The following is a 25,774-nucleotide window of genomic DNA, read 5'->3' as shown; positions in this document are numbered from 1 at the left end:
GGTTTTCCCGGGGCCGGGATGTCAGCATTTTCTCAGACTCGGTCGATAACCTGTGTCGAGCCGGATGCAGCACGCAAGGACGGCATTAATACCAGAAATATTCAAGGAGACGGCAACATGCAGCATGTCACGGGCACGACGAATGCGCGGCGCAGCGCGACGCGGGCTGTCGCGTGGCCGTTTGCCGTCCGTCGCACGGCGGCCCGCGCATGACGACGTCGCCGCGCCGCCGCGCGTTGATCGCCGCCGGCATCGGCATGCTGGCCGCGCCGCCGCTCGTGCGCGCGAAGCCGCGCACCGTCCGGATCTCGAAAGGCTTCGGGGTGCTGTACCTGCCGCTGCTCGTGATGGAGAAGCAGCGGCTGTTCGAGCGGCACGCGGCGCGCCACGGCGTGCGCGACGTCGCGGTCGACTGGGTGCTGCTCGACGGCGGCAATTCCGTCAACGACGCGATGATGGCCGGCACGCTCGATTTCGCGGGCGCCGGCGCACCGGGTTTCATCGAGCTGTGGGCACGGGCGCGCGGCATTCCGAACGTCGAGGTGATCGGCATCAGCGGGCTGTCCACCACGTCGCTGTCGCTGAACGCGAACCGCGCGGGCCTCGTGTCGCTGCGCGACTTCACGCCGTCCGACCGGATCGCGGTGCCGGGCATCCGCACGTCGCTGTCGGCGGTCGTGCTGCAGATGGTCGCGAGCCGGCAGCTCGGCGCGAAGCATTTCGCGCAGCTCGATTCGATCACCGTGAACCTCCCGCATCCGCAGGCGATGCAGGCGCTGATCCGGCGCGAGAACGGCGTGACCGCGCACTTCACGTCGCCGCCGTTCTCGACGCTCGAGCTGCGGCAGCCGGGCATTCACCGCGTCGTGAATTCGGTCGACGTGCTCGGCCCGCTGACGCTCGACGTCGTATTCGCGCCGAAGCGGCTCGTCGATACGGACCCCGCGCTGGCCGTCGCGTTTCTCGGCGCGCTCGACGAAGCGAACCGCCTGATCGCGCAGGATCCGCGCGCGGCGGCCGCGCTGTACGCGGCGTCGTCAGGCGTCGGCGTGTCGCACGATGACGTGATGCGGATGCTCGCCGCGCCCGACACGCGTTTCTCGGTGCTGCCGAACCAGCTGATGGACTACGTCGAATTCCTGTACCTGGCCGGCACGATCAAGGCGAAGCCGCGTGCGTGGCACGAGATGTTCGCGCCGATGCTCGACGACTACCGGTCGCGCTGATGCCGCCGCTTCCTTTCCCCGACATGCCCCGCACCCGCGCGATCGTCGCGCGCGGCGCCGATTCAAACGACATGCAACCGCTGTGCAACCGATTCACGCAAGGAGCCTGAAGTGAATGCTACCGACACCCTGGACCCCGCGTCCGCCGAAGAACAGCGCATCATGTCGAAGATGGCGCGGCGCCTGCTGCCCATCCTCGTCGTGATGTTCCTGATCGCGTTCATCGACCGGCAGAACGTCGGCTTCGCGAAACTGCAGATGGTGCACAGCCTCGGGATGACGGAAGCCGCGTTCGGGCTCGCGTCGTCGCTGTTCTTCATCGGCTACCTGCTGTTCGAGGTGCCGAGCACGCTCGCGCTGCATCGCTACGGCGCGCGCGTGTGGCTCGCGCGGATCATGCTGACGTGGGGGCTGATCACGGTGCTGATGGGCTTCACGACGTCGATGCCCGCTTTCTGCGCGCTGCGCTTCGTGCTCGGCATCGCCGAGGCCGGCTTTTATCCGGGCGTGATCTATTACCTGACGTTGTGGTTTCCCCAGAGCTATCGCGCGAAGGTGCTCGGCATCTTCACGCTCGGCAGCGCGCTCGCGAACATGCTCGGCTCGCTGGTCGGCGGCGTGTTGCTGAGCCTGAACGGCGTGTGGGGGCTCGCGGGCTGGCAGTGGGTGTTCGTGGCGACGGGCATCCCGGCGGTGATCGTCGCGATCGTCGTGTTCCGCGTGCTGCCCGCGTCGGTGCGCGACGCCCGTTTCCTGGACGACCGCGAGAAGCAGATCGTCGAGGCCGCGCTCGAACGCGAGAAACCCGCGCAGGCCGAGCACGGCAAGCCGTGGAAAGCGCTGCTCGACCCGCGCGTGATGCTGTTCGCGGCGACCTACATGCTGATGTCGACGTCGCTGTACGGCGTGACGTACTGGCTGCCGACGCTCGTGAAATCGTTCGGCGTGTCGAGCACGACGAACGGCTTCCTGAGCATGCTGCCGTGGGCGCTTGCCGTGCTGCTGCTGGTGTGGCTGCCGGGGAAACTGCGCCGCGCGAAGAGCATCCTGCGCACGATCGCGATCGTCGCGGCGCTTGGCGCGCTCGGCTTCCTGCTGAGCCTCGTGCTGCCGTCGACGCCGCTGCGCTTCATCGCGCTGGTGCTCGGCGGCGCATGCATCCCGCTGCTGTACCCGTGCTTCTGGTCGATGCCGCCGCGCTACTTCACCGGCGCGCGGGCGGCGGCGAGCGTCGCGGCGATCAACTCGATCGGCAACCTCGGCGGCTTCTTCAGCCAGAACCTGATGCCGTTTGCCGGCAAGGTGACGGGCACCGCGTTCGGGCCGATGATCGTGCCGATCGTGTGTCTCGCGCTGCTCGGAATCGGCGCGCTGGTCGCGTGGACTCGCTCGGAGCGGGGGATGGTGGCGATGCGGGCGTGAGGTGTGCGGCGCGGCCGGATTGTGGTCCCGGACACGTTGGTTAGGCCAAATGGCCGACTGCACGTGTAAAAGAGGGTGTGCTACCATGCATTACATGTGTAATGCATGGAGTGTGCAATGAAAACTGCGACCATGCCGGCGCTGCGTGTCGATCCGCAATTGCGGGAGGCGGCAGAGTCGGTCCTTGAGGAAAACGAGACGTTGTCTGCGTTCATGGAGTCGGCGCTTCGCGATGGTATCGCACGTCGTCGCCTGCAGCGCGAGTTTGTCACCCGTGGCCTTGCATCGCGTGACGAAGCGCGCCGTACCGGCGAATACGTCGACGCTGCCGACGTGCAGGCCGAACTCGAGGGCATGCTGAAGGCTGCGAAAGCAGCGAAGGCGGCTGATTGATCTATCGGGTCCGATATACAAGTGCGGCCCGTGAGGACCTGGTGCGGATGTATCGATACCTGCTCGAACGCGATATCGATGCAGCGGCGCGGGCTGCGGACGCGATCGAACAAGGTATCGCCATGCTCCGAATGTTTCCGTTCACATGCCGCAAGATCGACGACGGGAATCCGTTTCTGCGCGAGCTGATCGTGTCTTTCGGCACGTCGGGCTATGTCCTGCTGTTCGAGATTGAAGCGGCCGAGCAAGTCACGATTCTGGCCGTGCGACATCAACGGGAAGACGACTACCACTGACGCATGATCGACGCGGCGGCCGGTATTTGCCGATATTGCCGCTTCGATCAGCGATCGATCCTCGACCCCCCATTCCCGCCATGCGCGACCGCAGCAGGCGCAGGCGACAGCGGAATCTCCACCTCGACCGTCGTCCCCTCGCCGAGCGTCGTCGCGATCCGCAGCGTGCCGCCAACGAGATACGCACGCTCGCGTAACCCGACCAGCCCGAACGATCCCGACTTGCGCGGCACGCCGGGATCGAATCCCGCGCCGTCGTCGCGAATCGTCAGCTCGATCGCCTGGTTCGCCTGCACGAGCGCGACGTTCGCATGCGACGCGGCCGCGTGCCGTGCGACGTTCGCGAGCGCTTCCTGGGCGATGCGGAATACCGCCGTCGCGTAAGGCTCGTCGAGTTGCAGTTCGGGCGGGTCGACATGCAGCGCACAGTCGATGCCGTGGCGGTGCCGGAAATCCTCCACGAGCCATTGCATCGCGGCGGCGAAGCCGAGATCGTCGAGCATCAGCGGGCGCAGGTCGGACGCGATGCGGCGTGTCGCGGCCACCGCGCCGCGCGCCAGCGTGTGCATCGCCGCGATCTTGCGCGCCAGCAGTGCGTCGTCCTGCGGCACGCGATCGATCAGCCATTCCAGATCGTTCTTCAGCGTCGCGAGTGTCTGCGCGAGTTCGTCGTGCAGCTCGCGTGCGATGCGGCGCTGCTCGGCTTCGCGTGCGCTCGCGCTGATCGCGGCGATCTCGCGCAGCTCCTCGCGCGACGCCTGCAGCGCACGCTCGGCGCGTACGCGTTCCTCGACTTCGCGCCGCAGGTCGCGGTTCGACGCGCTCAGTTGCGCGGTGCGTGCGGCAACGCGCTGTTCGAGCCGCTCGTTCGCGTCGTTCAGCTGCGCGCTCTTCTGCACGACGAGCAGATGCTGGTAGCGCGCGCCGGCCAGCGCGCGCACCGTCTGCGCATGCAGCCGGCCGTTTTCGAACAGCATCGCGAACAGCACGACGCCGGACGCGACCAGACCGTACGCGCGCCCCGCGTAGAAGCCGAGATCGTAGCGCCCGTGATTCAGCATCGCCGACAGCGCGATGTCGAACAGCCACGCGACGAGCACCGTCATCACCCACAGGTCGAGCACGGAATGCCGCCGCCGCCGCTGCCACATCAGCATCAGCGCCACCAGGTTCAGCCCCCAGACGATCGTGATCGCGTTCGTCATCGTCGCGGCCATCCGGTTGCCGTTCATGATGCGCGGCAGCAGGTCGTGGCCGGCCGTCGCAAGCAGCGCGAGCGCGGTCGTCGCACCGAGCGCGGCCGCGATGCACAGCACCACGGGAATCGCCGCGCGGCGTTGCGGGGCCGGGATCGGGCCCGCGGCAGGCGATGCCGCGCGCAGCAGCGCGTACGCGGCGACCGTCAGCGGGAAGCCGCCGTGCCAGAACAGGTAGAGCCAGGCGGTGGTCTGGTCGCCGGCGCCGAGCAGGCCGGTCGGCGCGAACAGCCCGGGAAAGGTCAGCATGTGGGTGCCGGCCATGAAGCCCGTGAACAGGTAGCCGCCCGCGAGCACGAGCAGTGGCTTCTCGCGAAGGATCGCGTACTGGCCGAGCAGCAGGCCGGCCGTCACCATGTCGTTGACGACGATCGCCGACTGGTAGACGGGGATGAACGCCCAGCCCGGCGCAAGCGGCCGGCCCGCGAAGGGCGCAAGCGCGGCGAAGATCACCGCGGACACGAGCACGGTCGCGAGCGCGAGCCGCCGTTCGCGCCGGCCCGGCGGCAGCGACGACATGAACAGGCGCGACGCGTCGGCGGTGTCGTCGTCCGGGGGCGAGGGCGGAAGGTGGAAGGCGGCCCTCATGCGTCGCCGCCGGGGTCGAGGTCGTGGCGCACCGCGTAGCGGACCAGCGCGGCTTCGTGCGGCAGTTCCATCTTCTCGAGGATCCGTGTCTTGTACGTGCTGACCGTCTTCGCGCTCAGCGCGAGTTCGGTCGCGATCTGCGTGACGGTCTGGCCGGCGACGATGCGGCGCATCACGTCGAGCTCGCGCGCGGACAGCCGTTCGTGCGGCAGTGCCGCGGCCGGCGCGCGCAGCGTGAGCGCGAGGCTTTCGGCCGCCGACGGGCTCACGTAGACGCCGCCCGCCGCGACCTTGCCGACCGCCTCCACGAGCTCGGCGGTCGCGCTGTCCTTCGTCAGGTAGCCGGTTGCGCCGGCCTTGAACGCGCGCGCCGCGTATTGCGCCTCCGCGTGCATCGTCAGCACGAGCATGCGCAGCGACGGCGCGTGATGCTTCACCAGCCGGATCAGCTCGATCCCGGTCGGCGCGGGCATCGACAGGTCGAGCAGCAGCACGTCGGCGGTGCCGCGCTCGACCAGCGCGAGCGTGGCCGAGCCGTCGCTCGCCTCACCGACGATTTCGAAACCGCCGGCCGTTTCCAGGATGTGACGCAGTCCGTCTCGCATGACTGCGTGATCGTCAGCCAGAATTACCCTGATCATCTAGCGATCCTCTTCGGGATGACGCCGCGCCCTGCTGTCCGGTGGTCGCCGCGGCCGTTCTTCTGACCAATATATTCCGCCGAATCCGAAAACGATACTCATCCGGTAAATTTTCGAGACAGGTTTTCGGCGAATGTGCACTGAAACGAAATAATTCCCGAGAAAACATACGCGGCGGGGCGGGCGCGAATCAGGGTATTCCCGGGTGGTCGCGGCGGCGGGAAGCGGGCGGCGCGGCGGGTCGCCAGCCGCTCCGCGAACCGCCCGGATTCGGGACTAAACTGGTGCCCGATGCCACGACACTAACGAGGAGCCCCGTGATGATCGATCTTGCCGATATCCTGCCGTCCGCACTGCCTGCCGCCGTCGCGTGGGCCGAAGCGGAGGCGGCGCGCGGGATCGCGCAGGGTGCGCCGCTGACGCCGGCGCAGGCCGACGACGCGCGCAAGGTGGGTGTCGCCCAGCCGGAGCGGATCCGCGTGGTGATCGTCGAGCGCATGCCGTTTCCGGAGACGCCGACGCTCGCCGCGATCGCCCGCGACACGGGGCTGTTGTCGCCGGGGACGATCGGGCTCACGCTCGGTCATGCGGTGTACGTGCTGCGCGGGCAGGACACGCGCCGCCTGCTGACCCATGAATTTCGCCACGTGCATCAGTACGAGGCCGCCGGATCGATCGGCGCGTTTCTCGCGCGCTATCTGCAGGAGATCGCGACGGTCGGCTACCACGACGCGCCGCTCGAGGCCGACGCGCGGCAGCACGAGTTCGATTGAGCCGCCACGCCGGCGCGACCGCGCGCACCGCCCGATGAACGCTCCCCATGCCATCGCCGGCCCGGTGTTCTCACGCCGGGTCGCTTCGCCATGGAGCGTGCAATGAGCGACACGATCCACGCGTGGATCGGCGCGATCGGCGCGCATCCGCTGCTCGTGCTCGCGGTCGTGTTCGTGACCGCGTGCGCCGAGGCGATCGCGCTGATCGGCACGGTCGTGCCGGCCGGCGCCGTGATGTTCGCGGCCGGTGCGCTGATCGGCGCGGGCGCGCTCGACGGCTGGACGACGATCGGCGTCGCGGCAGTCGGCGCCGTGATCGGCGACGGCATCAGCTACGAGCTCGGGCGGCACTACCGCGGGATGATCCGCAACGCATGGGCGCGCTTCGGTTATGCGAACGCCTACGGGCGCGGCGAGGAGTTCGTGCTGCGCCACGGCGTGAAGAGCATCGTGCTCGCACGTTTTCTTGCGCCGGTGCGCGCGGTCGTGCCGGTCGTCGTCGGTTGCGCGACGCTGCCGCGCCGGTCGTTCTATCCGGTCAACGTCGTCTCGGCACTCGTCTGGGCGCCCGTGCACGTCGCGCCGGGCATCGTGTTCGGCGCGTCGGCCGCGCTGGCCGCGGCGATCAGCGTGCGGGTCGCCGTGATCCTGCTGGTCGTCGCGGCGCTGGTCGCACTCGTGTGGATCGGCGTGCGCGTCGCGCTGCGGCGCGGTTGGCCGCTGTTGCGTCGTGCGCTCGCCGAAGGGGGGCACGCATGCGCGCACCGCTGGCCGCGGGTCGGCGCGCGGCTGCACGACGCGATCGCATACGTACGCGGCCTGCCGGGCGCGGTGCCCGCGCTCGCGCTGCTGTTCGTCGGCTGCGTGTGGCTGTTCGCGGGCCTCGTGCAGGATGTCGTCGCGAACGATCCGCTGACGCACGCGGACATCGCGCTGTACGCGTTCCTGCAGAACCTGCGCACGCCGCCGGTGGACGCCGTGATGCGCGCGCTTGCGGTGTTGCACGGGCACGATACGGGGCTGATCGTCGCGGCCGCGTTTCTCGTCTGGCTGATGATCCATCGCTGCTGGCTGACCGCCGCGTGGTGGCTCGCGACCGTCGGCGTCGCCGTCTTGCTCGTGCCGGCGTTCGGTGCGGGCGTACCCGGCGCGACGCCCGCGAGCCTGCCGCCCGGCGCGCTGCACGTACCGCTGCCCGATGCCGAAGCCGCGTTCGCGATTCTCGCAAGCAGTGGCCTCGGCTGGGTGCTGACGCGTGACCGGCCCGCGCCGTGGCGGATTCCGGTCGTGACCGCGGTGGTGCTGTGGATCGTGCTCGGCGGCTTCGCGCGGCTGTATGTCGGAGACACGTGGCTGTCGGGCCTGCTGGGCGGCTGGAGCCTCGGGCTGGCCTGGTTCGCGTTGCTGGCCGGCGCCTATGCGTACTGGCGCGTGCGCGAGCATGTGCAGCCGAGGGGCGCGCTCGTCGCGGTGACCGTGGTGCTCGCGACGGCCGGCGTATGGACGGTTCCCGCGCAATGGCAGCTCGACCGCGCGGCGCGCCCGCATGTCGGCGACGTGGTCGCGATGACCGTCGACCAGTGGCTGCGCGGCGGGTGGCAGCGCGTGCCGGTGCGGCGCACCGAGATCGGCGGCGACCGCGAGGAATATCTGCCGCTGCAATGGAGCGCGACATCGGACACGCTCGACCGGCATCTCGCGCAGGCCGGCTGGCAGCGCGCGACGCCTTGGTCGCCCGCCACCGCGCTGCGCTGGCTGCTGCCGCAGGCGCCGGCCGAGGCGCTGCCGGTGCTGCCGCGTTACACGCACGGCGAAAGCACGCGCCGCGTGTTCGTGCGCGTCGATCCGGGCCAGCCGGAAAGCCGCCTCGTGCTGCGGCTGTGGCGTTATCCGTACGTGTTGCAGGACGCGCTCGGCATGCGGCCGCTGTGGTACGGCGCGCTGTATCGCGAGACGCTGCATCGGCCGGCGCGGCTGATGACGATCGTGCGCTCGACGACGATCGACGATGTGGCGTCGATTGCGAAGGCGCTGGCGGTCGAGCCGACGATCGGGCATCCGCCGACGGGGACCACGGCCGCGCCGGCCGAGATGCTGCTGGTATGGATGGTCAGGCCGTGAGCGGGCCGTGCGCCGCTTACGCGTGCGCCGGCTGCGCGGGGACGACGGACAGGCGCAAGCCGACGGTCTTGAGCACCGCGAGCAGCGTTTTCAGCGTCGGGTTGCCGTTGGGGGACAGCGTGCGATACAGCGATTCGCGGCTGATGCCGGCTTCGGCCGCGACCGCGCCGAGCCCGCCGTACGCTTCCGCGACGGTGCGCAGCGCGAGCAGGCCGGCCGCGCGGTTGTCGGGATCGTCGAGCGACTCCATCGCGACGCGCAGATAGGCCACTGCGAGTTCGCGGTCGGCGCCGAGTTCGGCGACTTCCGCGTCGTGGTGCGATACCGCACCTTTGAGCTTGGTCATGTTTGCCTCCGTTTCCAGTTCGACCAGTGTTCCTTGGCGCGCCTGATGTCGTCGGGTTGGCTGCTTTTGTCGCCGCCCGACAGCAGCAGCACCAGTGCGCCGCCGTACCGCCCGAAATACACGCGATAGCCGGCGCCGACGTGGACGCGCAGTTCGATCACGCCTTCGCCGACAGGCTCGCAATCGCCGAAGTTGCCCGTCTGCACGCGGCGCAGGCGTTCGCGAATCCGGGCCTGTGCAAGCTTGTCGCGCACGGCGTTCAACCATTCGGTGAAGGGCTCGCGACCATCGTCGCGCTGGTAGCGAAGAAGTTCGAACTTGGAGAGCATTGTAACTTATAAGCTACAAAAAGGGTGAATGAGAAAGGAGGCGGTCGTGCGAGCTGCCGGGTGGTGTGCGCAGGGGCGTGCGCGCATTGGCGAGTCGGGACGACACACGACGCCGCATGCGGGGCAGTTGCAGTGCAGGCAGCGAAACCGGCTTCCCGGACGAAGATCATTCTTTCATCCGGTACCTGGCGTGGCGATTCGGCCGAATGGCCGGTGTCGATGGCGCGTGCCGAGGGCACGCGCCATGAGTGGGACGTGAAGCAAGTGCGCGAACAGTCTGACGGCGGGCGCGTCGCGCGGCGCGCCCGCCGGAAAATCCTCGTGCGTTACCGTTGCATCGTCATGCCGTCGCGGCAACGCGTGCCGCCGCAAACTCCGCCAGTGTGCGCAACGCGTCCCGCGCCGAGCGCAGGTAAAACGACTGCAGATGAAACACATGCCAGCGCGCCGCATGAATCTCCAGCCGGCACGGCACGCCGCAGGCCTGCGCGTGACTGGCCAGCCGCTGCGCGTCCGACAGCAGCACTTCCTGGTCGCCGGCCTGGACGAGCATCGGCGGCAGGCCGCGCAGGTCGGTATCGAGCGGGCCGCGGGCCGCCGCCGATCCGGCGCCGTGATACCAGCGCAGCCCTTGCTCGAGCCAGCCGCGGCGGATCATCGGATCGTCGTGGCGGCGCGAAGCCAGCGTCGCGCCGCCGAGCGCGGGATCGGTCACGGGCGAGATCAGCAGCAACGCGGCGGCGGCCGGCTCGCCGCGCTCGCGCAGCGCGATGGCCAGTGCCAGCGCCAGCGCACCGCCGGCCGAATCGCCCGCGATCGCGATCCGGTGCGGAGCGTGACCCTGCGCGCGCATCGCGTCGTAGACGGCCAGCGCATCGTCGAGCGCGGCCGGGCCCGGATGCTCGGGGGCCAGCCGGTAATCGGGCACCCACACCGGCAGGCCGGCGTCGTTCGCGAGCCGCGTCGTCACGCCGCGATGCGTATGCGGCCCGCCGAGGCAGAATGCGCCGCCGTGCAGATAGAGGATCGCGCCGCCCGTGTCGCCGCGTTTCGGCGCAACCACTTCGACCGGCACGCGGTGCGCGTGCGTACGGTAGCGCAGCGTGCCGCCCGTGCCGGGCATCAGCGGCGACAGCAGCGCGACGACGCGGCGTTGCATGCGTGCGCCGAACGGCGGCCCGATCAGCGGCCGGAACGCCACGCGCAGGAAACCGCGCAGCGAGGCGGCCGTGAGTGCCTCCAGCGGGCCGGCGGGCGGCGCGACCACGACGTCGCGCGTCGGGGCGACCGATTCGGGCGCCGGATGCGTGAAACGGTAGGCGGACATCCCGGTGAAGCGGGTGATCCACCGGTAGGTCAGCGTGAAGCCCGGCCAGTTCGTGCTGTTGTGTCCCGATGCATCGACATACCAGCTCTTGCAACTGTTCCACACCGATCCTTCGAGCCGCTGCTGCACATGCGCGTTGAAGCGCCGGTAGCGGCGCGCGTCGACGTCGATCTCGCGCGCGCCGTTGCGCCGCATCGCGTGCAGGCAGCGCATCACGTGCGCGATCTGGCTTTCGAGCATGTAGACGATCGAGTTGTGGCCGAGATTGGTGTTCGGGCCGTACAGCATGAAGAAGTTCGGAAAACCGGGCACGGTAAGCCCGAGATACGCCTGCGCGCCGCGCCGCCATGCGTCGTTCAGGTCGAGCCCGTCGCGGCCCGTGATGCGCATCGGCGACAGGAACTCGGTCGCCGCGAACCCCGTGCCGTAGACGATGGCATCGACCGGATGATGCACGCCGTCGACGGTCTCGATGCCGCGCTCCGTCACGCGCCGGATCCGCTGCGTGACGAGTTCGACGTTGTCGCGGCTCATCGCGGCCAGGTAGTCGCTCGACAGCAGGATGCGCTTGCAGCCGATCGGGTAGTCGGGCGTGAGCCGTGCGCGCAACGCGGCGTCCGGCACGTCGCGCGCGAGCAGCTTGCGGAACGGCCGGCCCACCGCAACCTTCATCAACCGGTGCAGGCGCGTGAACGCGATCGCGCGCGATTCGTAGCGCAGGTAGATCGATGCGCGATGCAGCTTCATCGCCCACGGAAGCGTGCGGAACAGCGCCTTCTCCCACGGGCGGTACGCACGGTCGGGGCGCGGCATCACATAGGCCGGCGAACGCTGGAATACGGTCAGGCGCTGCACGTCGCCGGCGATCGCGGGGACGAACTGGATCGCCGACGCACCGGTGCCGACCACCGCCACGCGCTTGCCGGCGAGCGCATAGTCGTGATCCCAGTGCGCGGAGTGGAATGCGCGGCCGCGGAAGGTGTCGATGCCGGGCAGGTCGGGCATCGCGGGGCGGCTCAGCTGCCCGGTGCCGCTGACGAGCACGGCGGCGCTGAGCGTCGTGCCGTCGGCGAGCGTGACGCGCCACAGCGCGGCGGCTTCGTCGTAACGCGCATGCGCGACGTCGGCGCCGAAGCGCAGGTAGCGCGCGAGGCCATATTTGCGCGCGCAATGCTGGAGGTACGCATGGATTTCGGGCTGCGGTGCGAACACGCGCGACCAGGCCGGATTGGGCTCGAACGAAAACGAGTACAGGTGCGAGGGCACGTCGCACGCGGCGCCCGGGTAGCTGTTGTCGCGCCACACGCCGCCGACGTCGTGCGAGCGTTCGACGATCGCGAAATCGTGGATGCCGGCACGTTGCAGCGCAATGGCCATGCCGATGCCGGCGAAGCCGGCGCCGATGATGATCGCCGCAAGCGGTGCGGCGGATTCGGTCAGGTGGGCAGCGTCACGCGACGACATGGCGGGTCTCCTCAGGCTGGACGGCTTCGTGCGCGGCGCGCGAAGCGGGAACGGAATCCGTCGCTGTCCTGACGGTTTCGCGCTGCGGCCGCGCGGGCGTGCGGCGCACGCCGCGGATCAGGTCGACGGCCTTCTCGGCGATCATGATCGTCGGTGCGTTGGTGTTGCCGCCGACGAGCGTCGGCATGACCGACGCATCGACGATGCGCAGCCCCTGCAGGCCGCGCACGCGCAGCTGCGGATCGACGACGGCGAGCGCATCGTGCCCCATCCGGCACGTGCCGACCGGGTGGTACACGGTGTCGGTACGCCGCCGCAGCACGTCGCGGATTTCATCGTCGGTGTCGACGTTCGCGGTGAACAGGTCGCGCGTGGTCCAGCCGGCGAGCGCCGGCGCTTCCATCAGCCGTCGCGTGAGCCGGAAGCCCGCGACCATGTCGTCGAGGTCGCGCGGATCGTCGAAGAACGCGGGGTCGATGCGCGGTGCCGCGAGCGGATCGGCGCTGTCGAGCGTGACCGAGCCGCGGCTGCGCGGCCGCAGCAGGCACACGTGGCACGACAGCCCGTGGCCGGCGTGCAGCTTGCGCGCGTGATCGTCGACGAGCGCGACGACGAAGTGCAGCTGGATGTCCGGTGCGTCGAGGTCCGCGCGGGTCTTCAGGAAACCGCCGCCTTCCGCGAAATTCGACGTCAGCATGCCGCGCCGTTCGCGGCGAAAGCGCGCGAGCTCGCGCAGCATGCGCACGCCGCCGCGCGCGGATACGCCCATCGTGTCGACGCTGCGCGTGCGGTAGCCGAAGATGAAATCCGGATGATCCTGCAGGTTGCGGCCGACGCCGGGCAGGTCGGCGTGCACCGCGATGCCCCGTTGCCGGAGCTCGCTGCCCGGGCCGACGCCCGACAGCATCAGCAGTTGCGGCGTTTGCAGCGCGCCGGCCGCGAGCACGACTTCACGCCGGGCGCGCAGCGTGCGGACCTCGCCGTGCTGACGGACTTCGACGCCGGTCGCGCGCGTGCCGTCGAACAGGATGCGCAGCACCTGCGCGTGGGTCTCGACCGTCAGGTTGTCGCGGCGGCCGATGTGCGGCAAGAGGTACGCGCGCGCCGCGCTCCACCGTTCGCCGTGCTTCTGCGTGACCTGGTAGATGCCGATGCCTTCCTGCTGCGCGCCGTTGAAATCGTCGGTGAGCGGCAGGTCGGCCTGTCGCGCCGCTTCCAGGTAGCGCGCATGGAACGGGTTGCCGGTGCGCAGGTCGCTCACCCACAGCGGGCCGTCGCGGCCGTGCCACGCATCGTCGAAGCGCTCGTTGTGCTCGCTCAGGCGGAAGTACGGCAGCACGTCGTCGTAGGCCCAGCCTTCGTTGCCGAGCGCGGCCCAGCCGTCGTAGTCGATGCGATGGCCGCGGATATAGACCATCGCGTTGATGGCCGACGAACCGCCCAGCGCCTTGCCGCGCGGCTGGTAGCCGATGCGCCCGCCGAGGCCGCGCTGCGGCACCGTGTCGAAGGCCCAGTTGTTCACGCGGGTCGGCATCATCGCGACCGCGCCGGTCGGCACGTTGACGAGCGTGCCGTCGCCGCGGCCGCCGGCCTCGAGCACGCAGACGGTCACGGCCGGGTCCTCGGTCAGCCGCCCGGCGACGACGCAGCCGCCCGACCCGCCGCCGACGACGATGTAGTCGAAAGTCCTGCTCATGGGTTCATCCTCCGATGGTCGATGGATCAGGCGGGGCGCGGCAGCGCGCACGGGCGGCCGGCGCTTGGCCGGGCAGGGGCAGGGGTTCGTGCAGGCACGGCGCGCCGGCGTGCGAAGCGGGCTGCGGGATCGGTTGGGCGACTGCGTCGCATGGTGTCTCCTCCCGGGGGCGTTGGCGTCGTTCGGGCGACGACTGGATGACGCCGATGGTGCTGGCCGCATGGGAAAACACCAATGCTGCTTCGGGACAATTGTTTTAGTATTTGGGCCAAATCGGCGCTTCGAGGGTTTCTCCGCATGAGCTTCTGGGACTTCACCCGGAGTCCGGCCAGCGCCCGGCTGCTGGTCGATTTCGGCGACGAACGCGGCGTGCCGCACGCGACGCTGCTGGCCGGCACGGGGCTCGCCAACGCTCAGCTCGACGATCCGAAGGTCGAGGTGACGGCCGCGCAGGAACTGCGGCTGACCGGCAACCTGCTGCGCGCGCTCGGGCGGGCGCCGGGCCTCGGGTTCGAGGTCGGCCTGCGCTACCACTTCTCCGCGTACGGCGTGTGGGGCTACGGGCTGATCGCGAGCGCGACCGCGCGCGACGCACTCGCGCTGGCGATGCGCTTCCTGCCGCTCACCTATGCGTTCACCGTGATCACGTATCGTGAAGAGGGCAGCACGTGCGTGCTCAGTTTCGGCGCGCCGGAACTCGATGGTGCACTGAGCCGGTTCCTCGTCGAGCGCGACATGACGGCGGCGGCCGTATTGCTGCGGGAAATCGGCGGCGACGCATTCGAGCTGTCGTGCTTCACGGTGCAGGCGACGCGCGCGCCGTCCGTGCCGGTGCCGCGCATCGCCGGCGTCGAGCCGGTTTTTTCGGCGCGCGCGAACAGCCTCGCGTTCGACCGCGCGTTGCTCGACCGGCCGCTGCCGCACGCGAATCCGCTGACGGTGTCGATGTGCGAGCAGATGTGCGGCCAGCTGCTCGAAGCGCGGCGCGCGCGGGTGGGCACGTCGGAGATGGTGCGCCAGTACCTGGGCGCGACGCCCGGCCCCGCGCCGTTCTCGCTCGAGGACATGGCGCGGCTGCTGAACACGAGCCCGCGTACGCTCAAGCGCCGGCTGCAGGAGGAGGGCACGACGTTCCGGGCGCTGCTCGCGCAGGCGCGCGGCGCGATGGCCGAGACGTTGCTCGGCGACGCACGCCTGTCGCTCGCGGAAGTGGCCGAGCGGCTCGGCTTCAGCGACCTGTCGAGTTTCTCGCAGGCGTTCAAGCGCTGGTACGGCGTGCCGCCGGGCGCGTATCGCAGCGCGGCGCAACGGGACGGCGGCCGTTCCTGAATCACGCCACGATCGCCGGCTGTCCTGCCGGCATTCCAATCAAGAGAGAACCCGCATGATCACGATTCGCCCGATGACCGACGACGATTTCCCGCGCTTCTGGCCGACCTATCGCGCCATCGTCGCTGCTCGGGAAACCTATGCATTCGATTCCGATGCGACACCCGAAGCGGCGCGCGCGTTATGGCTCGATGCGCCGCTCTGCACGTGGATCGCCGAGGAGGACGGCGTGGTACTGGGCTCGTACTACCTGAAGGCGAACGCGGCCGGCCCCGGCAATCACGTGTGCAATTGCGGCTACATGGTGAGCGAGGCCGCGCGCGGTCGTGGCGTCGCGCGCCTGATGTGCGAGCACTCGCAGCAGGTTGCGCGCGAGCGCGGTTTCCTCGCGATGCAGTTCAACTCGGTCGTCTCGACGAACGAGGTGGCGGTCGCGCTGTGGCAGAAGCTGGGATTTGAAATCGTCGGGCGCCTGCCGCGTGCGTATCGTCACGCGCGGCTCGGGTTCGTCGATTGCCTCGTGATGTTCAAGTGGCTCGGCGACACACCTGCCGCCGGAGCTTGAGCGCGCAACTGGCGAATCAGACGGCGAACGCGCCGTCGAACACGATCCGGTCGTCGAGCGCGAGCGTGCCGCGCGCGAAGATCAGATCGAGATGGTGGCTGCCGTTTTCGCCGCCGCCGAGCCCGAGGTGCAGGCCCGGATGACGTTCCTCGAACCCCGCATTGCGGCCGTACAGCCCGCGAATGCCGAGGTTCGTGCCGATGCCGAATTCCTCGATCCGCCGGTGATTCGGATGCCGGTCGAGATAGGCCGAGAAATCGCGCCGGAAGCCCGTGTCGTCGGTATTGAAACCGACGATCGTGCTGTTCTCGACCTGCAGCGTCGCGAGCCGCTCGGCCACCTTGTACTTGATCGCGAACGGCACGGTGCCGAGAAACGTGCCGCTGAAGACGATCGTGCCGTTGAGGTCGGTCACGTGCGTCGCGATCTCGCCGGGCACGACGTCGAGGTTGCCCATTCCGTCCACGCTCGTCCATTTCTGGTCCGGCGCGAGCGAGCCCGTCAGCGTGTTCCCGGCTTCGTCGATGAAGCGGATCTGCGATGCGCGCGCGGCCGCGTCGATCAGCCGGCCGTTGCGTGCCGCGATGTCGTCGAGCGATTCGGCGAACGCCTCGTCGAGATGCGGGCCGTAATCCTTGAACAGCACCGACTTGCTCCAGTGCTCGACGATCGCCGGGCGGATCGCGGCGAGGAACGGCGGCCCGCTCGGCGACGGTGTCGGCAGGCACGACGAGTCGTACAGCAGCACGAACAGGTCGGCTTCATCGAGTGCGGCGGTGATATCGGCGGGCGGGGTGCTTTCGAGGCTGAGGGTCGTGGCGTCGAGTGAATCGGGCAGGGCGGCAAATGCGCGCAACGCGATGTCGCGGTTGCGGCTGTCGTGGCCGACCAGCAGTTTTCCCGATTCGCCGCGCGCCAGTTTGTCGCGCAGCGCGGGGTGGAAGCCGAGTGCGCGGTGCAGGTTCAGCATGCGTGTCTCCGGAAGCGGCGGAAGGGCCGCGGCCCTTCCGCGAGAACGGGTGGCCCGCTCAGACCGGCCAGAGCGCGGTGCCGAACGGCACCACGGCGTCCTCGACCATCATGTCGATGGCCTCGGGGTGCGTGTCTTCCTGCATCCAGTCAAGCAATTCGATCTGCTGGGTGTCCTGCATGTCAATTCTCCTGTGGTGAACATGAGTGTTTCAACATGAAAGCGCGGCTAAAAAGTTGCCACTCCTCATCAGGCATTTCGTGAATGCCGGATGAGTGGCGTTGATATTAGTCTGACGAATTTACGAATGCAATGCGTTGCAAGAATTTTAGCCTCGGCGTGCTAAACAACGGGGATTGACGAGGCGCGTGCGGTAAAACGCGGGTAAATGGAGTGACGGATTCCAGGTCATTTTTTCAATGAAATGAATCGGAATCGATGCATTGCATTCGGCGAATTTTTATCTGGAATTCGATGGCCTCGATCATGGCGACCGACGTCGTTCGCGGCAGCGATGCATGCGAATGCATCGCCGCTCGGCGCGGGCGTGGCGGCGGCCCGATGCCGTGTCAGCCGAGCAGCGCCTTGCCGAGCGGTTTGACCGGCTCGGAGCGGAGCACCAGCGACGTCGTGACCGCGCCGAAACGGGCAATCGCGTCGATGATGGTTTCCAGTTGTCCCGGTGTCGGCACGAGTACCTTCAGCAAGAAGCAATCCTCGCCGGTCATCCGGTGAACCTCGATGACGTGCGGCATCTCGGCGAATGCGCGCAGCGCGGGCTTGATGTGTTCGTGCGTCGTCTTCAGCCGGATGATGGCCATCATCCCCAACCCCAGCGCCGCCGGGTCGATGCGCGCACCGTAGCCGGCGATGATGCCGCGTTCTTCCAGCCGCTTGACGCGCTCCGACGTCGCAGGCTGCGACAGCCCGATGCGCCGGCCCACTTCGGACAGCGGCATCCGCGCGTTTTCCTGTAGTGCCTCGAGGATCGAAAGATCCAGGCGATCGAGCTCTCCATTCGACATGTCCGTTCTCCCGCTCCGTTAATTCATCGGCATATTGTCTCAATAACCGATGACTTGCCATTCCCGGCCGGTTTCCGGCAGACCAGACTGAGCGCTCGCCTGTTCATGGAGACGGAGATGGAGATGGACCAAACGATCGTGATCGTGCCGGGGATCGGCAACTCGGGACCGGATCATTGGCAGAGCCACTGGGAGGCCGCGATTCCGGGCGCCATCCGCATGGCGCCTGCGTCATGGGATGCCCCCGACCTGCGTGACTGGATGGCGGCGCTGGATGAAGCCGTCGCGCAAGCCGCGGCGCCGCCGGTGTTGATCTGCCATTCGCTGGGGTGCCTGTTGTTCGCGCACTGGCGCGCGGCGTCGGCGCGCGTCGTGCGCGGCGCATGGCTCGTTGCGGTGCCCGATCCGGGCGGCCCGCGTTTTCCGGCCGCGGCGCGTGCGTTCGCGAACGTGCCGGGCGGCGATTTCGGCGGTTTGCCGGTGCTGGCGATCGCCAGTTCGGACGACGGGTACGACCCGTCCGGGCGCGGCATCGCATGGGCGAGCGAACGTGGCGCGACGCCGCTGCGGCTCGGCCCGCGCGGTCACCTGAATGCGGAAGCGGGATTGGCGCAATGGCCGGAGGGGCGTGCGTTGCTGACGGCCTTCGTGGCCGGATTGCAGCGGTAGCGCCGGCAAGCGGCTGCCGTCGTTCCGCACGTGCCGCCTGCCGGCGCGTGCCTGGCCGTGACGGCTCAAGTATGATCGGTCGACAGAATCGGAAGCCTCGACGGACAGTCGGGACCGGTGCGTGCGAAACGCCGGTTCCGTCGCGCCGCTCCCCCTCGGCTTCGAACGACAAAGGAGACACGCGATGCGCGCAGCGCCGCAACCGGAGCCTGCCGGCCCGTCGCAGCCGGACACCGGCGCGACCCGCCACACCCCCGAACATGACCCCGATCGCATGGCCGCGTGGCGGCTCGCGATCGGCCTGTCGCTCGGCAGCGCGATCGCGCTTGGTCTTGCGCGCTTTTCGTATGCGCTGCTGCTGCCGCCGATGAAGGCCGATCTCGGCTGGACCTTCGCGCAGGCCGGCGCGCTGAACACGGCGAACGCGGCCGGCTACCTGATCGGTGCGCTCGTGTTTCCGTTGCTGTCGCGGCGCTGGCGCGCGGGCACGCTGCTCGCGGCCGGGTGCGTGCTGACCGCATTGCTGATGGCGGCGTGCGGGTTCACGTCCGGCATGCACGCGCTGCTCGCGCAGCGGCTCGCGACCGGCGTCGGCAGCGCGCTGATCTTCATCAGCGGCGGCGTGCTGGCCGCGCGGCTCGCGTCGGCGTCGCCGCGCGATGCGGGCCTGCTGCTCGGCCTCTACTACGGCGGTACCGGATGGGGCATCGTCGCATCGTCGCTGCTCGTGCCGGCGACGCTCGCGCAGGGCGTACACGGCTGGCAGCCCGCGTGGTTCGGGCTCGCGTTCGCATGCGTGCTGTTCTCGGCGGTGGCCGTGTCGGCCGCGCGCCGCATCGAGCGCGTGCACGCGGCACCCGCCGCGCCGCGCGACGGTGCGGTGCCGGCCGCGACCGCGAGCCCCGTGCGATTCGCCCTCGCGCTGGCCGGCTACGGCCTGTTCGGCGTCGGCTACATCGGCTACATGACGTTCATCGTCGCGCTGCTGCGCGGCGCGGGAATGAGCGGCACGGTGGTCGCCGCGTTCTACGTGATGCTCGGCGTCGCGACCGTCGTCTCGGCACGGCTGTGGTCGGGGCTGCTCGACCGGATGCGCGGCGGCCAGGCGCTGGCCGTGCTCAATGCGCTGCTCGGCATCGCGACGCTGATGCCGGCGATGTTCGTGCATCCGGTTGCCGCGTTCGCGTCGGGCGTGCTGTTCGGCGCGACGTTCCTGTCGGCCGTCGCGTCGACGACGGCCTTCGTGCGCCACAACCTGCCGCCCGACGGCTGGGCGAAAGGGATCAGCGCGTTCACGACGGTCTTTGCATTCGGGCAGATCGCCGGGCCGGTCGCGATCGGCTGGGTGTCGGACAGCGCGGGGCTCGCGCGCGGGCTCGTGTATTCGGCGCTGACGCTGTTCGCGGGTGCCGCGCTCGCGGCCGGGCAGCGCGCGTTGCGGGCCGCCGCGTAGTCACGCGCGGTTCACCGCACGCACGCCGTGCGCGATACGCGATGAAACGCACGGCCGAAGTAGATCAGGCTGTCGCCGTCGTCGCGCACGCGGATCGACGTCGCCTCGATGAACATCACCGAATGCGAGCCGACTTCCTTCATGTCGGCGATCGTGCCCTGCAGGCTCGCGAGCGCGTCGCGCAGCACGGGCACGTCCTGCTCGCCGCGATCCCACCCGGGCAGTTCGAAACGCCGGTCCATCGGCAGCTCGGTGAGCCCCGCGAAGTGCCGCGCGAGCTGTTCGTGTTCGGCCGGCAGCACGTTGATGCAGACGTGGCGATTGCGTTCGAACGTCGCATGCATCGCGCTCGACCGGTTGAGGCACACGAGCAGCGTCGGCGGCGTGTCGGTGACGGAGCACACGGCGCTCGCGGTGATCCCGCAGCGGCCGTGCGGCCCGGCGGTGGTGATCACGTTGACGGCCGCGCCGAGGTGGGCCATCGCTTGCCGGAAGGCCTTCTGCGCGTCGGTCGGCTCGACGCGTGCCGGTCGCTGGATATCGGTCGTGGAAGACATGGGCGCTCCTGGTTGGACGAGAGCGGCGATCGTGCGGCGCTGCGGGTGCGGCGCCTGATCGCCGACGATGACCCAAGCGTACGTCGCGAAAAGGCGGACGACCATTCGCACGATTGACGATGGAGATGGCGTTCTCGCCAACGCGTCTAAAGGTTCTACCTAGGTACGCGGCGCGACGCGCGAAAAAAACCGGGAATGTGCGTTCGTGCGGCACGTGAAGGGGTTTTCAGCGGGTTTTCGGCTCGTTATGATGTGCCGCACATCCCCAGCGAACGACGTGCGCGACGCGCCGGCAACCGGCCCCGTATGCGGCGCGTGCGATACCCATACCGATATTCAGCGAGACCCCCGCGATGACGTCACCCGCACCGATCGTATACATCGTCGACGACGACGGCGGCATGCGGACATCGCTCGCCTGGCTGCTCGAATCGGTCGGCATCGCGTCCGAGGGGTTCGCGAACGCGGCGGATTTTCTCGCGCGCTTCGACGTGAACCTGCCCGCGTGCCTGGTGCTCGACGTGCGGATGCCGGAGAAGAGCGGCTTCGACGTGCAGGCCGAACTGAACGCGCGGGGCGCGACGCTGCCGGTGATCTTCGTCAGCGGGCACGGCGATATCCCGATGTCCGTGCGTGCGCTGCAGAACGGCGCGATCGATTTCGTCGAGAAGCCGTACAACTCGCAGCAGATGCTCGAGCGCGTGCAGCGCGCACTGCGGCTCGCGCAGCAGCGGCACGCGGTGAGTCAGCGCCACCGCGAGCTGCGCCAGCGGCTCGATGCGCTGACCGCGCGCGAGAAGGAAGTGCTGCGCGGCGTGGTGGACGGCAAGGGCAGCAAGCAGATCGCGTCGGATCTGTCGATCAGCGTGAAGACCGTCGACGTGCATCGCGCGAGCATCAAGGAGAAGCTCGGCGCGACGTCGATCGCCGCGCTCGTGCGGGACGTGATGGTCGTGTGGGGCGACGACGGGGAGTCGTCGCGATAGGGGGGGCCGCAGGCACGCCGGCGTTCGCTTGCCCGCACAAGTCCTGCGCGCTGCACCGGTCGACAGCGCAAGCGATGCAGCCCGCCGCTCAGCGCATGTACAACCCGCCGTTGATGTCCCAGCACGCGCCGTTCGCGAAGTGCGCGTCGCCCGACGCGAGCAGCACGGCCGCATCCGCCACGAAACCGGCCGACCCGAGCTTGCCGCCCGGCAGGCTCGCGAGCACCTGGCGCAGCTTCTCCGGTGCGACGCTTTCATGCACGATCGGCAGGTCGAGCGGGCCCGGCGAGATCGCGTTGACGGTCACGCCCCGCGCGGCGAGATCGCGTGCGAACACCTTGGTCAGCGTCAGCGTGCCGCCCTTCGCGGCCGCGTAGTGCGCGCCCGTCGCCGAGCCGCCGTTCTGGCCGGCGAGCGATGCGATGTTGACGATCCGGCCCGCGCCACGTTCCGCGAAATACTGGCCGAACACCTGGCAGCCGAACAGCACGCTGCGCAGGTTCACGTCGATCACCTGGTCGAACTGCTCGGCCGTGATCTCCATCGCGGGCACGACCTTCGACGCGCCCGCGTTGTTCACGAGCACGTCGATCGTGCCCCAGCGCGCGACGAGCGCATCGCGCGCCGCTTCGAAATCGCGTTTCGACGTGACGTCGAGCGGCAGCGCGATCGCGCGTTCGCCGCCCGGGTCGAGTTCGCGCGCATGCGCATGAATGGCGTCGGCGGCGATGTCGGCCAGCGCGACGCGATAGCCGGCCGCATGGAAACGGTCGGCGATGACGGCGCCGAGCCCGCGTGCGGCGCCGGTAACGAGGACGACTCGGTCTGACATGGTGCGTGATTCCCTGGTTCGCGGGCGCGTGAAGGGTGAAGCCGCGCCCGCTTCGTGGTTCATGCGGCGAGGGCCGCTTCGAAGTGTGCCGCGATCGCGCAGACCCGCTCGTCCGCGCCCTTGCGCCCGACGATCTGCAGGCCCGCCTTCAGCGGCGAACCGGCCAGCGGCAGCGGCAGGCTGAGCGCCGGATGGCCGCTCAGGTTGAACGGCCGGATCAGCGACGACATCGCGATCACCGATACACCGTCGCGCGCCTGCTGCAGCGTGATCGGCAACGCGGGCAGCGTCGGCAGCACGAGCACGTCCGCGAGTTCGAGCGCGGCGTCGACCTGCGCGGTGAAGCGTGCGCGTACGGCTTCGGCTTCCGCGAGGGCGGCGGGTGTCGTCGTCGCGGCGGTGCGCAGTCGCGCGTCGAGATCGGCGCCGAGCTTGCCGGTGTCGACCAGATGGCCGAATGCGCGCGACGTTTCCGCGTTGATCACGGTGAGCCCCGCCGCGAACGACGCCGGCATTTCGTCGAGCACGAGCGCGTGCGAACGCAGACCCGACGCGTGCACGGCCGCATCGAGTGCGGCGGCGATCGCCGGATCGGCTTCGACGCGGATCTGCGCGATCGTGCAGCCTGCCACGGGGGCCACCGCTTGCGCACGATCGAAGCCCGGCGCGATCGCGGCCATCACCGCGGCCAGCGTGCGGATATCGCGAGCGAACGGCCCGACGCAATCGAGCGTGGTATCGGCCGGCGCGACGCCGCGCCGCGACACGCGGCCGAACGTCGGCTTCAGCGCGGCCACGCCGCAGCACGCGGCCGGCCCGCGAATCGAGCCGCCGGTGTCGGTGCCGAGCGCCGCGTCGACCGCGCCCAGCCCGACGAGCGAAGCGGAACCGCTCGACGAGCCGCCCGGGATGCGCGTCGCGTCCTGCGGATTGACGGGCGTGCCCGTGTAGTCGTTGATGCCGGTCATGCCGAACGCGAGCTCGTGCATGTTCGCCTTGCCGGCGATCTGCCAGCCCGCGTCGAGCAGCAGGCGGACGACGTCCGCATGTTGCGCGGCCGGCGGTGCATCGGCGAGCGCGCGGCTCGCCGCGCGGGTCGGATGGCCCGCGATGTCGATCGTGTCCTTGATCGCGATCGTGGGGCCCGGGCCGCCTAGCGTGAAGGTGTCGATGAAGCCTGTCATGGTCGGTATCGTGCGGAAGCGGTGGAGAGCATCAGGGCCGTGGCGCGGCGGCGAGCGGCCACGGGCCGTCGAGCACGCGTTCGGTGCGAAAGTGCCGGATCAACCAGGTCGCCCCGTCGCCGGCCGGCGTGAAATCGACGGTCAGCCGCGCGGCGATCAGCTCGGCCGTGCCGTTCGCGTAGCGCGACGCCTGCAGCATGATCCAGCGGCCGCGCGCGCTCGTGTTGCCGGCGCCGATCTCGATCGACTCCGACGTCAGGAAGTGCAGGTTCGCCGAGAAATGCGGATCGGGCGGCAGGTAGCGGCCCAGCATCGCGACGATCGCGGCCGTGCCTTCGAGGCGGCCGAACTTCTGCGCGTATTGCGGGCCGATGCCTTCCCACACGGCGTCGGGTGTGAACAGGCCGGCGAGCGACGGGCCGTCGCCGGCATCCTCGGGCACGTCGCACAGCGCCATGTAGCGCGTCATCGTCGCGCGCACCGTGCGCTCGGCGTCGAGCGCCGCCACGCGCTGCGCGAGTGCGTCGATCGGGCCGGGGGACGAGCCGGGAGACAGGTCGTTCATCGCGCGCCTCACGACGCGGGTTTCGCGGCGGGCGGCACGGTCAGCGCGCGGCCGACCCGCGCTTCGATCTTGCCGTAGCGCCACAGGTTGTATTCGCCGACCGGCGTCGTGCGATACAGGTTGCACACGGCGACCGTCGTGTCGAAATCGGCGACGTCGGCCATGATGTAGAAGGTCCACGGCGCGCCGTCGGCCTGGCCGACCACGAGGCGGTCGTCGTCCATCACGCCGAGCACGCGCACGCCGGGCATCGCCTCGACGGCGGCGAGCATCGCGCCGTACGCCTGCCACACTTCGCCGATCTTCTCGCGCGGTAGGTCGAAGAAGTTCTGCGACACGCCGCAGCAGAACAGGACACGCAGCGGCAGCGGATTCGAATCGGACATCTCGGGTTCTCCAGGGGAAACGGTTGGGCGCATGCGCCGGCCGGTAGCGGTGCTTCGGCATCGGCGCCATGCACGTTCGGGAAACAGCGCCGCCCGGGCGCGGGTTGCGCGGGTTACAGGTAGCCGGGAAACGGCGTGACGCCGGTGAACACCGCGCCCGCGCCGTCGAAGTTGCCTTCCGCGAGAAACGCGTGCTGCGTGACGACCATCGCGTCGCGCAGCAGCCGCTGAAGCGGATGCGTGCGATAGATCGCCGCCGTGCCGCCGAGGCGGTACGCGCGTTCGACGACGCTCGCGCCTTCGCGTGCGACATGCGTGGCCGCGAGCCGCAGCAGGCTGACCTGGTCGGGCGTCACGGGATTGCCCGCGAGGATCGATTGCCACACCGTGTCGGTTGCGTCGTAGAAAAACGCGCGTGCCGAGCGCAGTTGCGCTTCGGCCTTCGCGAGCTCGATGCGGAAATACGCGCGATCGGCGAGGCGCGGCGCGCCGGTCGTCGTCTGCCGGCCGCCCGACATGCGGTTCGCGACGTCGAGCGCCGCGCGCGCGAGGCCGAGATTGACGACGGCCAGCACCTGCGCCGCATACGCGACGGTCGGGTAGCGGTACAGCGGCTCGTCGACGGTCGGCTCACCGCCGCGCACGAAGGTCCACGCTTCGGGCACGAAGCGGTCGTCGACGCGCAGGTCATGGCTGCCGGTGCCCTGCATGCCGACCACGCTCCAGTTCTCGACGATCTCGACGTCGGCCGCGCGGAACACGGCCGTGCGCGGCTTGTTCGGCGCGGCGTCCTGCGCGCCGGGCACGGCGATGCCGACGCCGAGCCAGTCGGCACCCTTGCAGCCGCTCGCGAATTTCCACGTGCCGTTCACGCGCCAGCCGCCCGGCGCCGCCTGCGCCGGCTGCACCGGGAACAGGCCGCCCGCGAACACCTGGTCGGGGCCGCTCGCGTACAGCTCGGCCTGGGTCTCGAGCGGCAGCGCGGCGAGATAGACGTTCGCGGAGCCGAAGCTCGCGACCCAGGCGGCCGAGCCGTCGGCGGTCGCGATCCGTTCGACCATGTCGAGGAAGGCGGTCGGCGCGAGCGCGTCGCCGCCGAAGCGGCGCGGCGTGCCCGCGCGATAGATGCCGGCCTGCCTGAACAGCGCGATCACGTCACGCGGCACGTGCGACAGGCGATCGAATTCGTCGCGGCGCGCGGCGACGGTTTCGATCACGGCGTCGAGCGGCGACAACGGCGCGGCCGCGGTGCCTGCCACGGGCTGGGAGGACGGCGCGGGTTCGATGGCGAGGGCGGCTTGCGGCATGGTGGTCTCCTGGACGGATAGGGGTTCGGATGCGGGGCGGCATGCGTGCTGTCTCGGGTGCCAACACG

26 protein-coding genes are annotated in these 25,774 nt (G+C 69.5%); 11 read left to right on the top strand and 15 right to left on the bottom strand.

Annotated features, from left to right (window positions below):
* The first annotated feature begins 209 nt into the window (after positions 1–209).
* The 4 genes from ACTJLD_RS08220 (at position 210) to ACTJLD_RS08205 (ending at position 3,337) form a co-directional block, all read left to right on the top strand.
* Positions 210–1,226, top strand: coding sequence for an ABC transporter substrate-binding protein (locus tag ACTJLD_RS08220; RefSeq protein ID WP_027790810.1), 1,017 nt, complete (start codon positions 210–212; stop codon positions 1,224–1,226).
* A gap of 111 nt (positions 1,227–1,337) precedes the next feature.
* The gene (locus tag ACTJLD_RS08215; RefSeq protein WP_119338747.1) at positions 1,338–2,648 is read left to right on the top strand and encodes an MFS transporter; all 1,311 of its coding nucleotides are present in this window, start codon (positions 1,338–1,340) and stop codon (positions 2,646–2,648) included.
* Between the two features lie 117 nt (positions 2,649–2,765).
* The gene (locus tag ACTJLD_RS08210) at positions 2,766–3,041 is read left to right on the top strand and encodes a YlcI/YnfO family protein (RefSeq protein ID WP_124673511.1); all 276 of its coding nucleotides are present in this window, start codon (positions 2,766–2,768) and stop codon (positions 3,039–3,041) included.
* Entirely contained in the window at positions 3,038–3,337 is a 300-nt protein-coding gene (locus ACTJLD_RS08205; protein ID WP_124840256.1) for a type II toxin-antitoxin system RelE/ParE family toxin, read from the top strand. The genes ACTJLD_RS08210 and ACTJLD_RS08205 overlap by 4 nt, the downstream gene beginning before the upstream one ends.
* A gap of 47 nt (positions 3,338–3,384) precedes the next feature.
* Here the strand turns inward: ACTJLD_RS08205 and ACTJLD_RS08200 are convergent, their stop codons facing one another.
* Positions 3,385–5,181: an MASE4 domain-containing protein gene (locus ACTJLD_RS08200; RefSeq protein WP_440658506.1), complete on the bottom strand. Its 1,797-nt coding sequence runs from the start codon at positions 5,179–5,181 to the stop codon at positions 3,385–3,387.
* On the bottom strand, positions 5,178–5,822 hold the full coding sequence (locus ACTJLD_RS08195; RefSeq protein WP_027790813.1) for a response regulator: 645 nt from the start codon (positions 5,820–5,822) through the stop codon (positions 5,178–5,180). Before ACTJLD_RS08195 ends, ACTJLD_RS08200 begins: the two co-directional genes overlap by 4 nt.
* Positions 5,823–6,142: 320 nt before the next feature.
* On the opposite strand from ACTJLD_RS08195, the gene ACTJLD_RS08190 reads away from it, so the two are divergent.
* Both ACTJLD_RS08190 and ACTJLD_RS08185 read left to right on the top strand, forming a co-directional pair.
* Positions 6,143–6,595: a hypothetical protein gene (locus ACTJLD_RS08190; RefSeq protein ID WP_060196642.1), complete on the top strand. Its 453-nt coding sequence runs from the start codon at positions 6,143–6,145 to the stop codon at positions 6,593–6,595.
* A gap of 102 nt (positions 6,596–6,697) precedes the next feature.
* Positions 6,698–8,716: a VTT domain-containing protein gene (locus tag ACTJLD_RS08185; protein WP_440658505.1), complete on the top strand. Its 2,019-nt coding sequence runs from the start codon at positions 6,698–6,700 to the stop codon at positions 8,714–8,716.
* Between the two features lie 16 nt (positions 8,717–8,732).
* On the opposite strand, the gene ACTJLD_RS08180 is transcribed toward ACTJLD_RS08185, so the two are convergent.
* From ACTJLD_RS08180 to ACTJLD_RS08165, 4 genes are all read right to left on the bottom strand, one after another.
* The gene (locus ACTJLD_RS08180) at positions 8,733–9,062 is read right to left on the bottom strand and encodes a helix-turn-helix domain-containing transcriptional regulator (RefSeq protein ID WP_011356110.1); all 330 of its coding nucleotides are present in this window, start codon (positions 9,060–9,062) and stop codon (positions 8,733–8,735) included.
* A complete protein-coding gene (locus ACTJLD_RS08175; RefSeq protein WP_048020341.1) occupies positions 9,059–9,391 on the bottom strand; it encodes a type II toxin-antitoxin system RelE/ParE family toxin in 333 nt (110 codons plus the stop codon). Before ACTJLD_RS08175 ends, ACTJLD_RS08180 begins: the two co-directional genes overlap by 4 nt.
* Before the next feature lie 340 nt (positions 9,392–9,731).
* Positions 9,732–12,182, bottom strand: a complete 2,451-nt coding sequence (locus ACTJLD_RS08170) for a flavin-containing monooxygenase (RefSeq protein ID WP_440658504.1) — start codon at positions 12,180–12,182, stop codon at positions 9,732–9,734.
* A complete protein-coding gene (locus tag ACTJLD_RS08165) occupies positions 12,169–13,878 on the bottom strand; it encodes a GMC family oxidoreductase (protein WP_440658503.1) in 1,710 nt (569 codons plus the stop codon). The genes ACTJLD_RS08170 and ACTJLD_RS08165 overlap by 14 nt, the downstream gene beginning before the upstream one ends.
* 297 nt (positions 13,879–14,175) lie before the next feature.
* Here ACTJLD_RS08165 and ACTJLD_RS08160 point away from each other — a divergent pair, with 297 nt between their 5' ends.
* Positions 14,176–15,207, top strand: a complete 1,032-nt coding sequence (locus tag ACTJLD_RS08160) for an AraC family transcriptional regulator (protein WP_440658502.1) — start codon at positions 14,176–14,178, stop codon at positions 15,205–15,207.
* 55 nt (positions 15,208–15,262) lie between these two features.
* Positions 15,263–15,772, top strand: coding sequence for a GNAT family N-acetyltransferase (locus ACTJLD_RS08155; protein WP_176100582.1), 510 nt, complete (start codon positions 15,263–15,265; stop codon positions 15,770–15,772).
* A gap of 16 nt (positions 15,773–15,788) precedes the next feature.
* On the opposite strand, the gene ACTJLD_RS08150 is transcribed toward ACTJLD_RS08155, so the two are convergent.
* The 3 genes from ACTJLD_RS08150 to ACTJLD_RS08140 form a co-directional block, all read right to left on the bottom strand.
* Positions 15,789–16,742: a leucyl aminopeptidase gene (locus ACTJLD_RS08150; protein ID WP_440658501.1), complete on the bottom strand. Its 954-nt coding sequence runs from the start codon at positions 16,740–16,742 to the stop codon at positions 15,789–15,791.
* Between the two features lie 58 nt (positions 16,743–16,800).
* Positions 16,801–16,923, bottom strand: a complete 123-nt coding sequence (locus ACTJLD_RS08145) for a hypothetical protein (protein ID WP_021158412.1) — start codon at positions 16,921–16,923, stop codon at positions 16,801–16,803.
* Between the two features lie 388 nt (positions 16,924–17,311).
* Positions 17,312–17,767: an Lrp/AsnC family transcriptional regulator gene (locus ACTJLD_RS08140; protein WP_027790822.1), complete on the bottom strand. Its 456-nt coding sequence runs from the start codon at positions 17,765–17,767 to the stop codon at positions 17,312–17,314.
* Positions 17,768–17,890: 123 nt separating this feature from the next.
* Between ACTJLD_RS08140 and ACTJLD_RS08135 the strand changes: the two genes are divergently transcribed.
* Both ACTJLD_RS08135 and ACTJLD_RS08130 read left to right on the top strand, forming a co-directional pair.
* Positions 17,891–18,436, top strand: a complete 546-nt coding sequence (locus ACTJLD_RS08135; RefSeq protein WP_059693797.1) for an RBBP9/YdeN family alpha/beta hydrolase — start codon at positions 17,891–17,893, stop codon at positions 18,434–18,436.
* A 184-nt stretch (positions 18,437–18,620) separates the two neighbouring features.
* A complete protein-coding gene (locus tag ACTJLD_RS08130; RefSeq protein ID WP_440658500.1) occupies positions 18,621–19,889 on the top strand; it encodes a YbfB/YjiJ family MFS transporter in 1,269 nt (422 codons plus the stop codon).
* An 11-nt stretch (positions 19,890–19,900) separates the two neighbouring features.
* On the opposite strand, the gene hpaC is transcribed toward ACTJLD_RS08130, so the two are convergent.
* A complete protein-coding gene (gene hpaC, locus ACTJLD_RS08125; RefSeq protein ID WP_059693798.1) occupies positions 19,901–20,446 on the bottom strand; it encodes a 4-hydroxyphenylacetate 3-monooxygenase, reductase component in 546 nt (181 codons plus the stop codon).
* A gap of 353 nt (positions 20,447–20,799) precedes the next feature.
* Here hpaC and ACTJLD_RS08120 point away from each other — a divergent pair, with 353 nt between their 5' ends.
* Complete coding sequence (locus tag ACTJLD_RS08120) at positions 20,800–21,432, top strand: response regulator transcription factor (RefSeq protein WP_027790826.1); 633 nt, start codon at positions 20,800–20,802, stop codon at positions 21,430–21,432.
* An 88-nt stretch (positions 21,433–21,520) separates the two neighbouring features.
* On the opposite strand, the gene ACTJLD_RS08115 is transcribed toward ACTJLD_RS08120, so the two are convergent.
* From ACTJLD_RS08115 to ACTJLD_RS08095, 5 genes are all read right to left on the bottom strand, one after another.
* A complete protein-coding gene (locus ACTJLD_RS08115; RefSeq protein ID WP_021161076.1) occupies positions 21,521–22,264 on the bottom strand; it encodes an SDR family NAD(P)-dependent oxidoreductase in 744 nt (247 codons plus the stop codon).
* A 59-nt stretch (positions 22,265–22,323) separates the two neighbouring features.
* A complete protein-coding gene (locus ACTJLD_RS08110) occupies positions 22,324–23,448 on the bottom strand; it encodes an amidase (protein WP_440658499.1) in 1,125 nt (374 codons plus the stop codon).
* Positions 23,449–23,479: 31 nt separating this feature from the next.
* On the bottom strand, positions 23,480–24,013 hold the full coding sequence (locus ACTJLD_RS08105; RefSeq protein WP_440658498.1) for a nuclear transport factor 2 family protein: 534 nt from the start codon (positions 24,011–24,013) through the stop codon (positions 23,480–23,482).
* 8 nt (positions 24,014–24,021) lie between these two features.
* Complete coding sequence (locus ACTJLD_RS08100; protein ID WP_021161073.1) at positions 24,022–24,399, bottom strand: hypothetical protein; 378 nt, start codon at positions 24,397–24,399, stop codon at positions 24,022–24,024.
* Positions 24,400–24,512: 113 nt separating this feature from the next.
* Positions 24,513–25,706 (bottom strand): acyl-CoA dehydrogenase family protein, encoded by a 1,194-nt coding sequence (locus ACTJLD_RS08095; protein WP_226180411.1) that lies wholly within the window; start codon positions 25,704–25,706, stop codon positions 24,513–24,515.
* Positions 25,707–25,774 lie beyond the last annotated feature (68 nt).

This window comes from Burkholderia sp. 22088, from assembly GCF_052045915.1.
Classification (GTDB): domain Bacteria; phylum Pseudomonadota; class Gammaproteobacteria; order Burkholderiales; family Burkholderiaceae; genus Burkholderia; species Burkholderia cepacia.
The sequence above is the reverse complement of the archived record's forward strand: the minus strand, read 5'-3'. Positions and strand labels throughout refer to the sequence as shown.

What these genes read in the sequence shown, in the direction of transcription:
- ACTJLD_RS08140 (WP_027790822.1), bottom strand. Translation starts at nt 17,767, where the DNA reads ATGTCGAATGGAGAGCTCGATCGCCTGGATCTTTCGATCCTCGAGGCA.
- ACTJLD_RS08155 (WP_176100582.1), top strand. Translation starts at nt 15,263, where the DNA reads ATGATCACGATTCGCCCGATGACCGACGACGATTTCCCGCGCTTCTGG.
- ACTJLD_RS08160 (WP_440658502.1), top strand. Translation starts at nt 14,176, where the DNA reads ATGAGCTTCTGGGACTTCACCCGGAGTCCGGCCAGCGCCCGGCTGCTG.
- hpaC (WP_059693798.1), bottom strand. Translation starts at nt 20,446, where the DNA reads ATGTCTTCCACGACCGATATCCAGCGACCGGCACGCGTCGAGCCGACC.
- ACTJLD_RS08095 (WP_226180411.1), bottom strand. Translation starts at nt 25,706, where the DNA reads ATGCCGCAAGCCGCCCTCGCCATCGAACCCGCGCCGTCCTCCCAGCCC.
- ACTJLD_RS08170 (WP_440658504.1), bottom strand. Translation starts at nt 12,182, where the DNA reads ATGTCGTCGCGTGACGCTGCCCACCTGACCGAATCCGCCGCACCGCTT.
- ACTJLD_RS08190 (WP_060196642.1), top strand. Translation starts at nt 6,143, where the DNA reads ATGATCGATCTTGCCGATATCCTGCCGTCCGCACTGCCTGCCGCCGTC.
- ACTJLD_RS08115 (WP_021161076.1), bottom strand. Translation starts at nt 22,264, where the DNA reads ATGTCAGACCGAGTCGTCCTCGTTACCGGCGCCGCACGCGGGCTCGGC.
- ACTJLD_RS08200 (WP_440658506.1), bottom strand. Translation starts at nt 5,181, where the DNA reads ATGAGGGCCGCCTTCCACCTTCCGCCCTCGCCCCCGGACGACGACACC.
- ACTJLD_RS08105 (WP_440658498.1), bottom strand. Translation starts at nt 24,013, where the DNA reads ATGAACGACCTGTCTCCCGGCTCGTCCCCCGGCCCGATCGACGCACTC.
- ACTJLD_RS08135 (WP_059693797.1), top strand. Translation starts at nt 17,891, where the DNA reads ATGGACCAAACGATCGTGATCGTGCCGGGGATCGGCAACTCGGGACCG.
- ACTJLD_RS08185 (WP_440658505.1), top strand. Translation starts at nt 6,698, where the DNA reads ATGAGCGACACGATCCACGCGTGGATCGGCGCGATCGGCGCGCATCCG.
- ACTJLD_RS08130 (WP_440658500.1), top strand. Translation starts at nt 18,621, where the DNA reads ATGCGCGCAGCGCCGCAACCGGAGCCTGCCGGCCCGTCGCAGCCGGAC.
- ACTJLD_RS08165 (WP_440658503.1), bottom strand. Translation starts at nt 13,878, where the DNA reads ATGAGCAGGACTTTCGACTACATCGTCGTCGGCGGCGGGTCGGGCGGC.
- ACTJLD_RS08180 (WP_011356110.1), bottom strand. Translation starts at nt 9,062, where the DNA reads ATGACCAAGCTCAAAGGTGCGGTATCGCACCACGACGCGGAAGTCGCC.
- ACTJLD_RS08110 (WP_440658499.1), bottom strand. Translation starts at nt 23,448, where the DNA reads ATGACAGGCTTCATCGACACCTTCACGCTAGGCGGCCCGGGCCCCACG.
- ACTJLD_RS08145 (WP_021158412.1), bottom strand. Translation starts at nt 16,923, where the DNA reads ATGCAGGACACCCAGCAGATCGAATTGCTTGACTGGATGCAGGAAGAC.
- ACTJLD_RS08100 (WP_021161073.1), bottom strand. Translation starts at nt 24,399, where the DNA reads ATGTCCGATTCGAATCCGCTGCCGCTGCGTGTCCTGTTCTGCTGCGGC.
- ACTJLD_RS08150 (WP_440658501.1), bottom strand. Translation starts at nt 16,742, where the DNA reads ATGCTGAACCTGCACCGCGCACTCGGCTTCCACCCCGCGCTGCGCGAC.
- ACTJLD_RS08210 (WP_124673511.1), top strand. Translation starts at nt 2,766, where the DNA reads ATGAAAACTGCGACCATGCCGGCGCTGCGTGTCGATCCGCAATTGCGG.
- ACTJLD_RS08175 (WP_048020341.1), bottom strand. Translation starts at nt 9,391, where the DNA reads ATGCTCTCCAAGTTCGAACTTCTTCGCTACCAGCGCGACGATGGTCGC.
- ACTJLD_RS08220 (WP_027790810.1), top strand. Translation starts at nt 210, where the DNA reads ATGACGACGTCGCCGCGCCGCCGCGCGTTGATCGCCGCCGGCATCGGC.
- ACTJLD_RS08120 (WP_027790826.1), top strand. Translation starts at nt 20,800, where the DNA reads ATGACGTCACCCGCACCGATCGTATACATCGTCGACGACGACGGCGGC.
- ACTJLD_RS08195 (WP_027790813.1), bottom strand. Translation starts at nt 5,822, where the DNA reads ATGATCAGGGTAATTCTGGCTGACGATCACGCAGTCATGCGAGACGGA.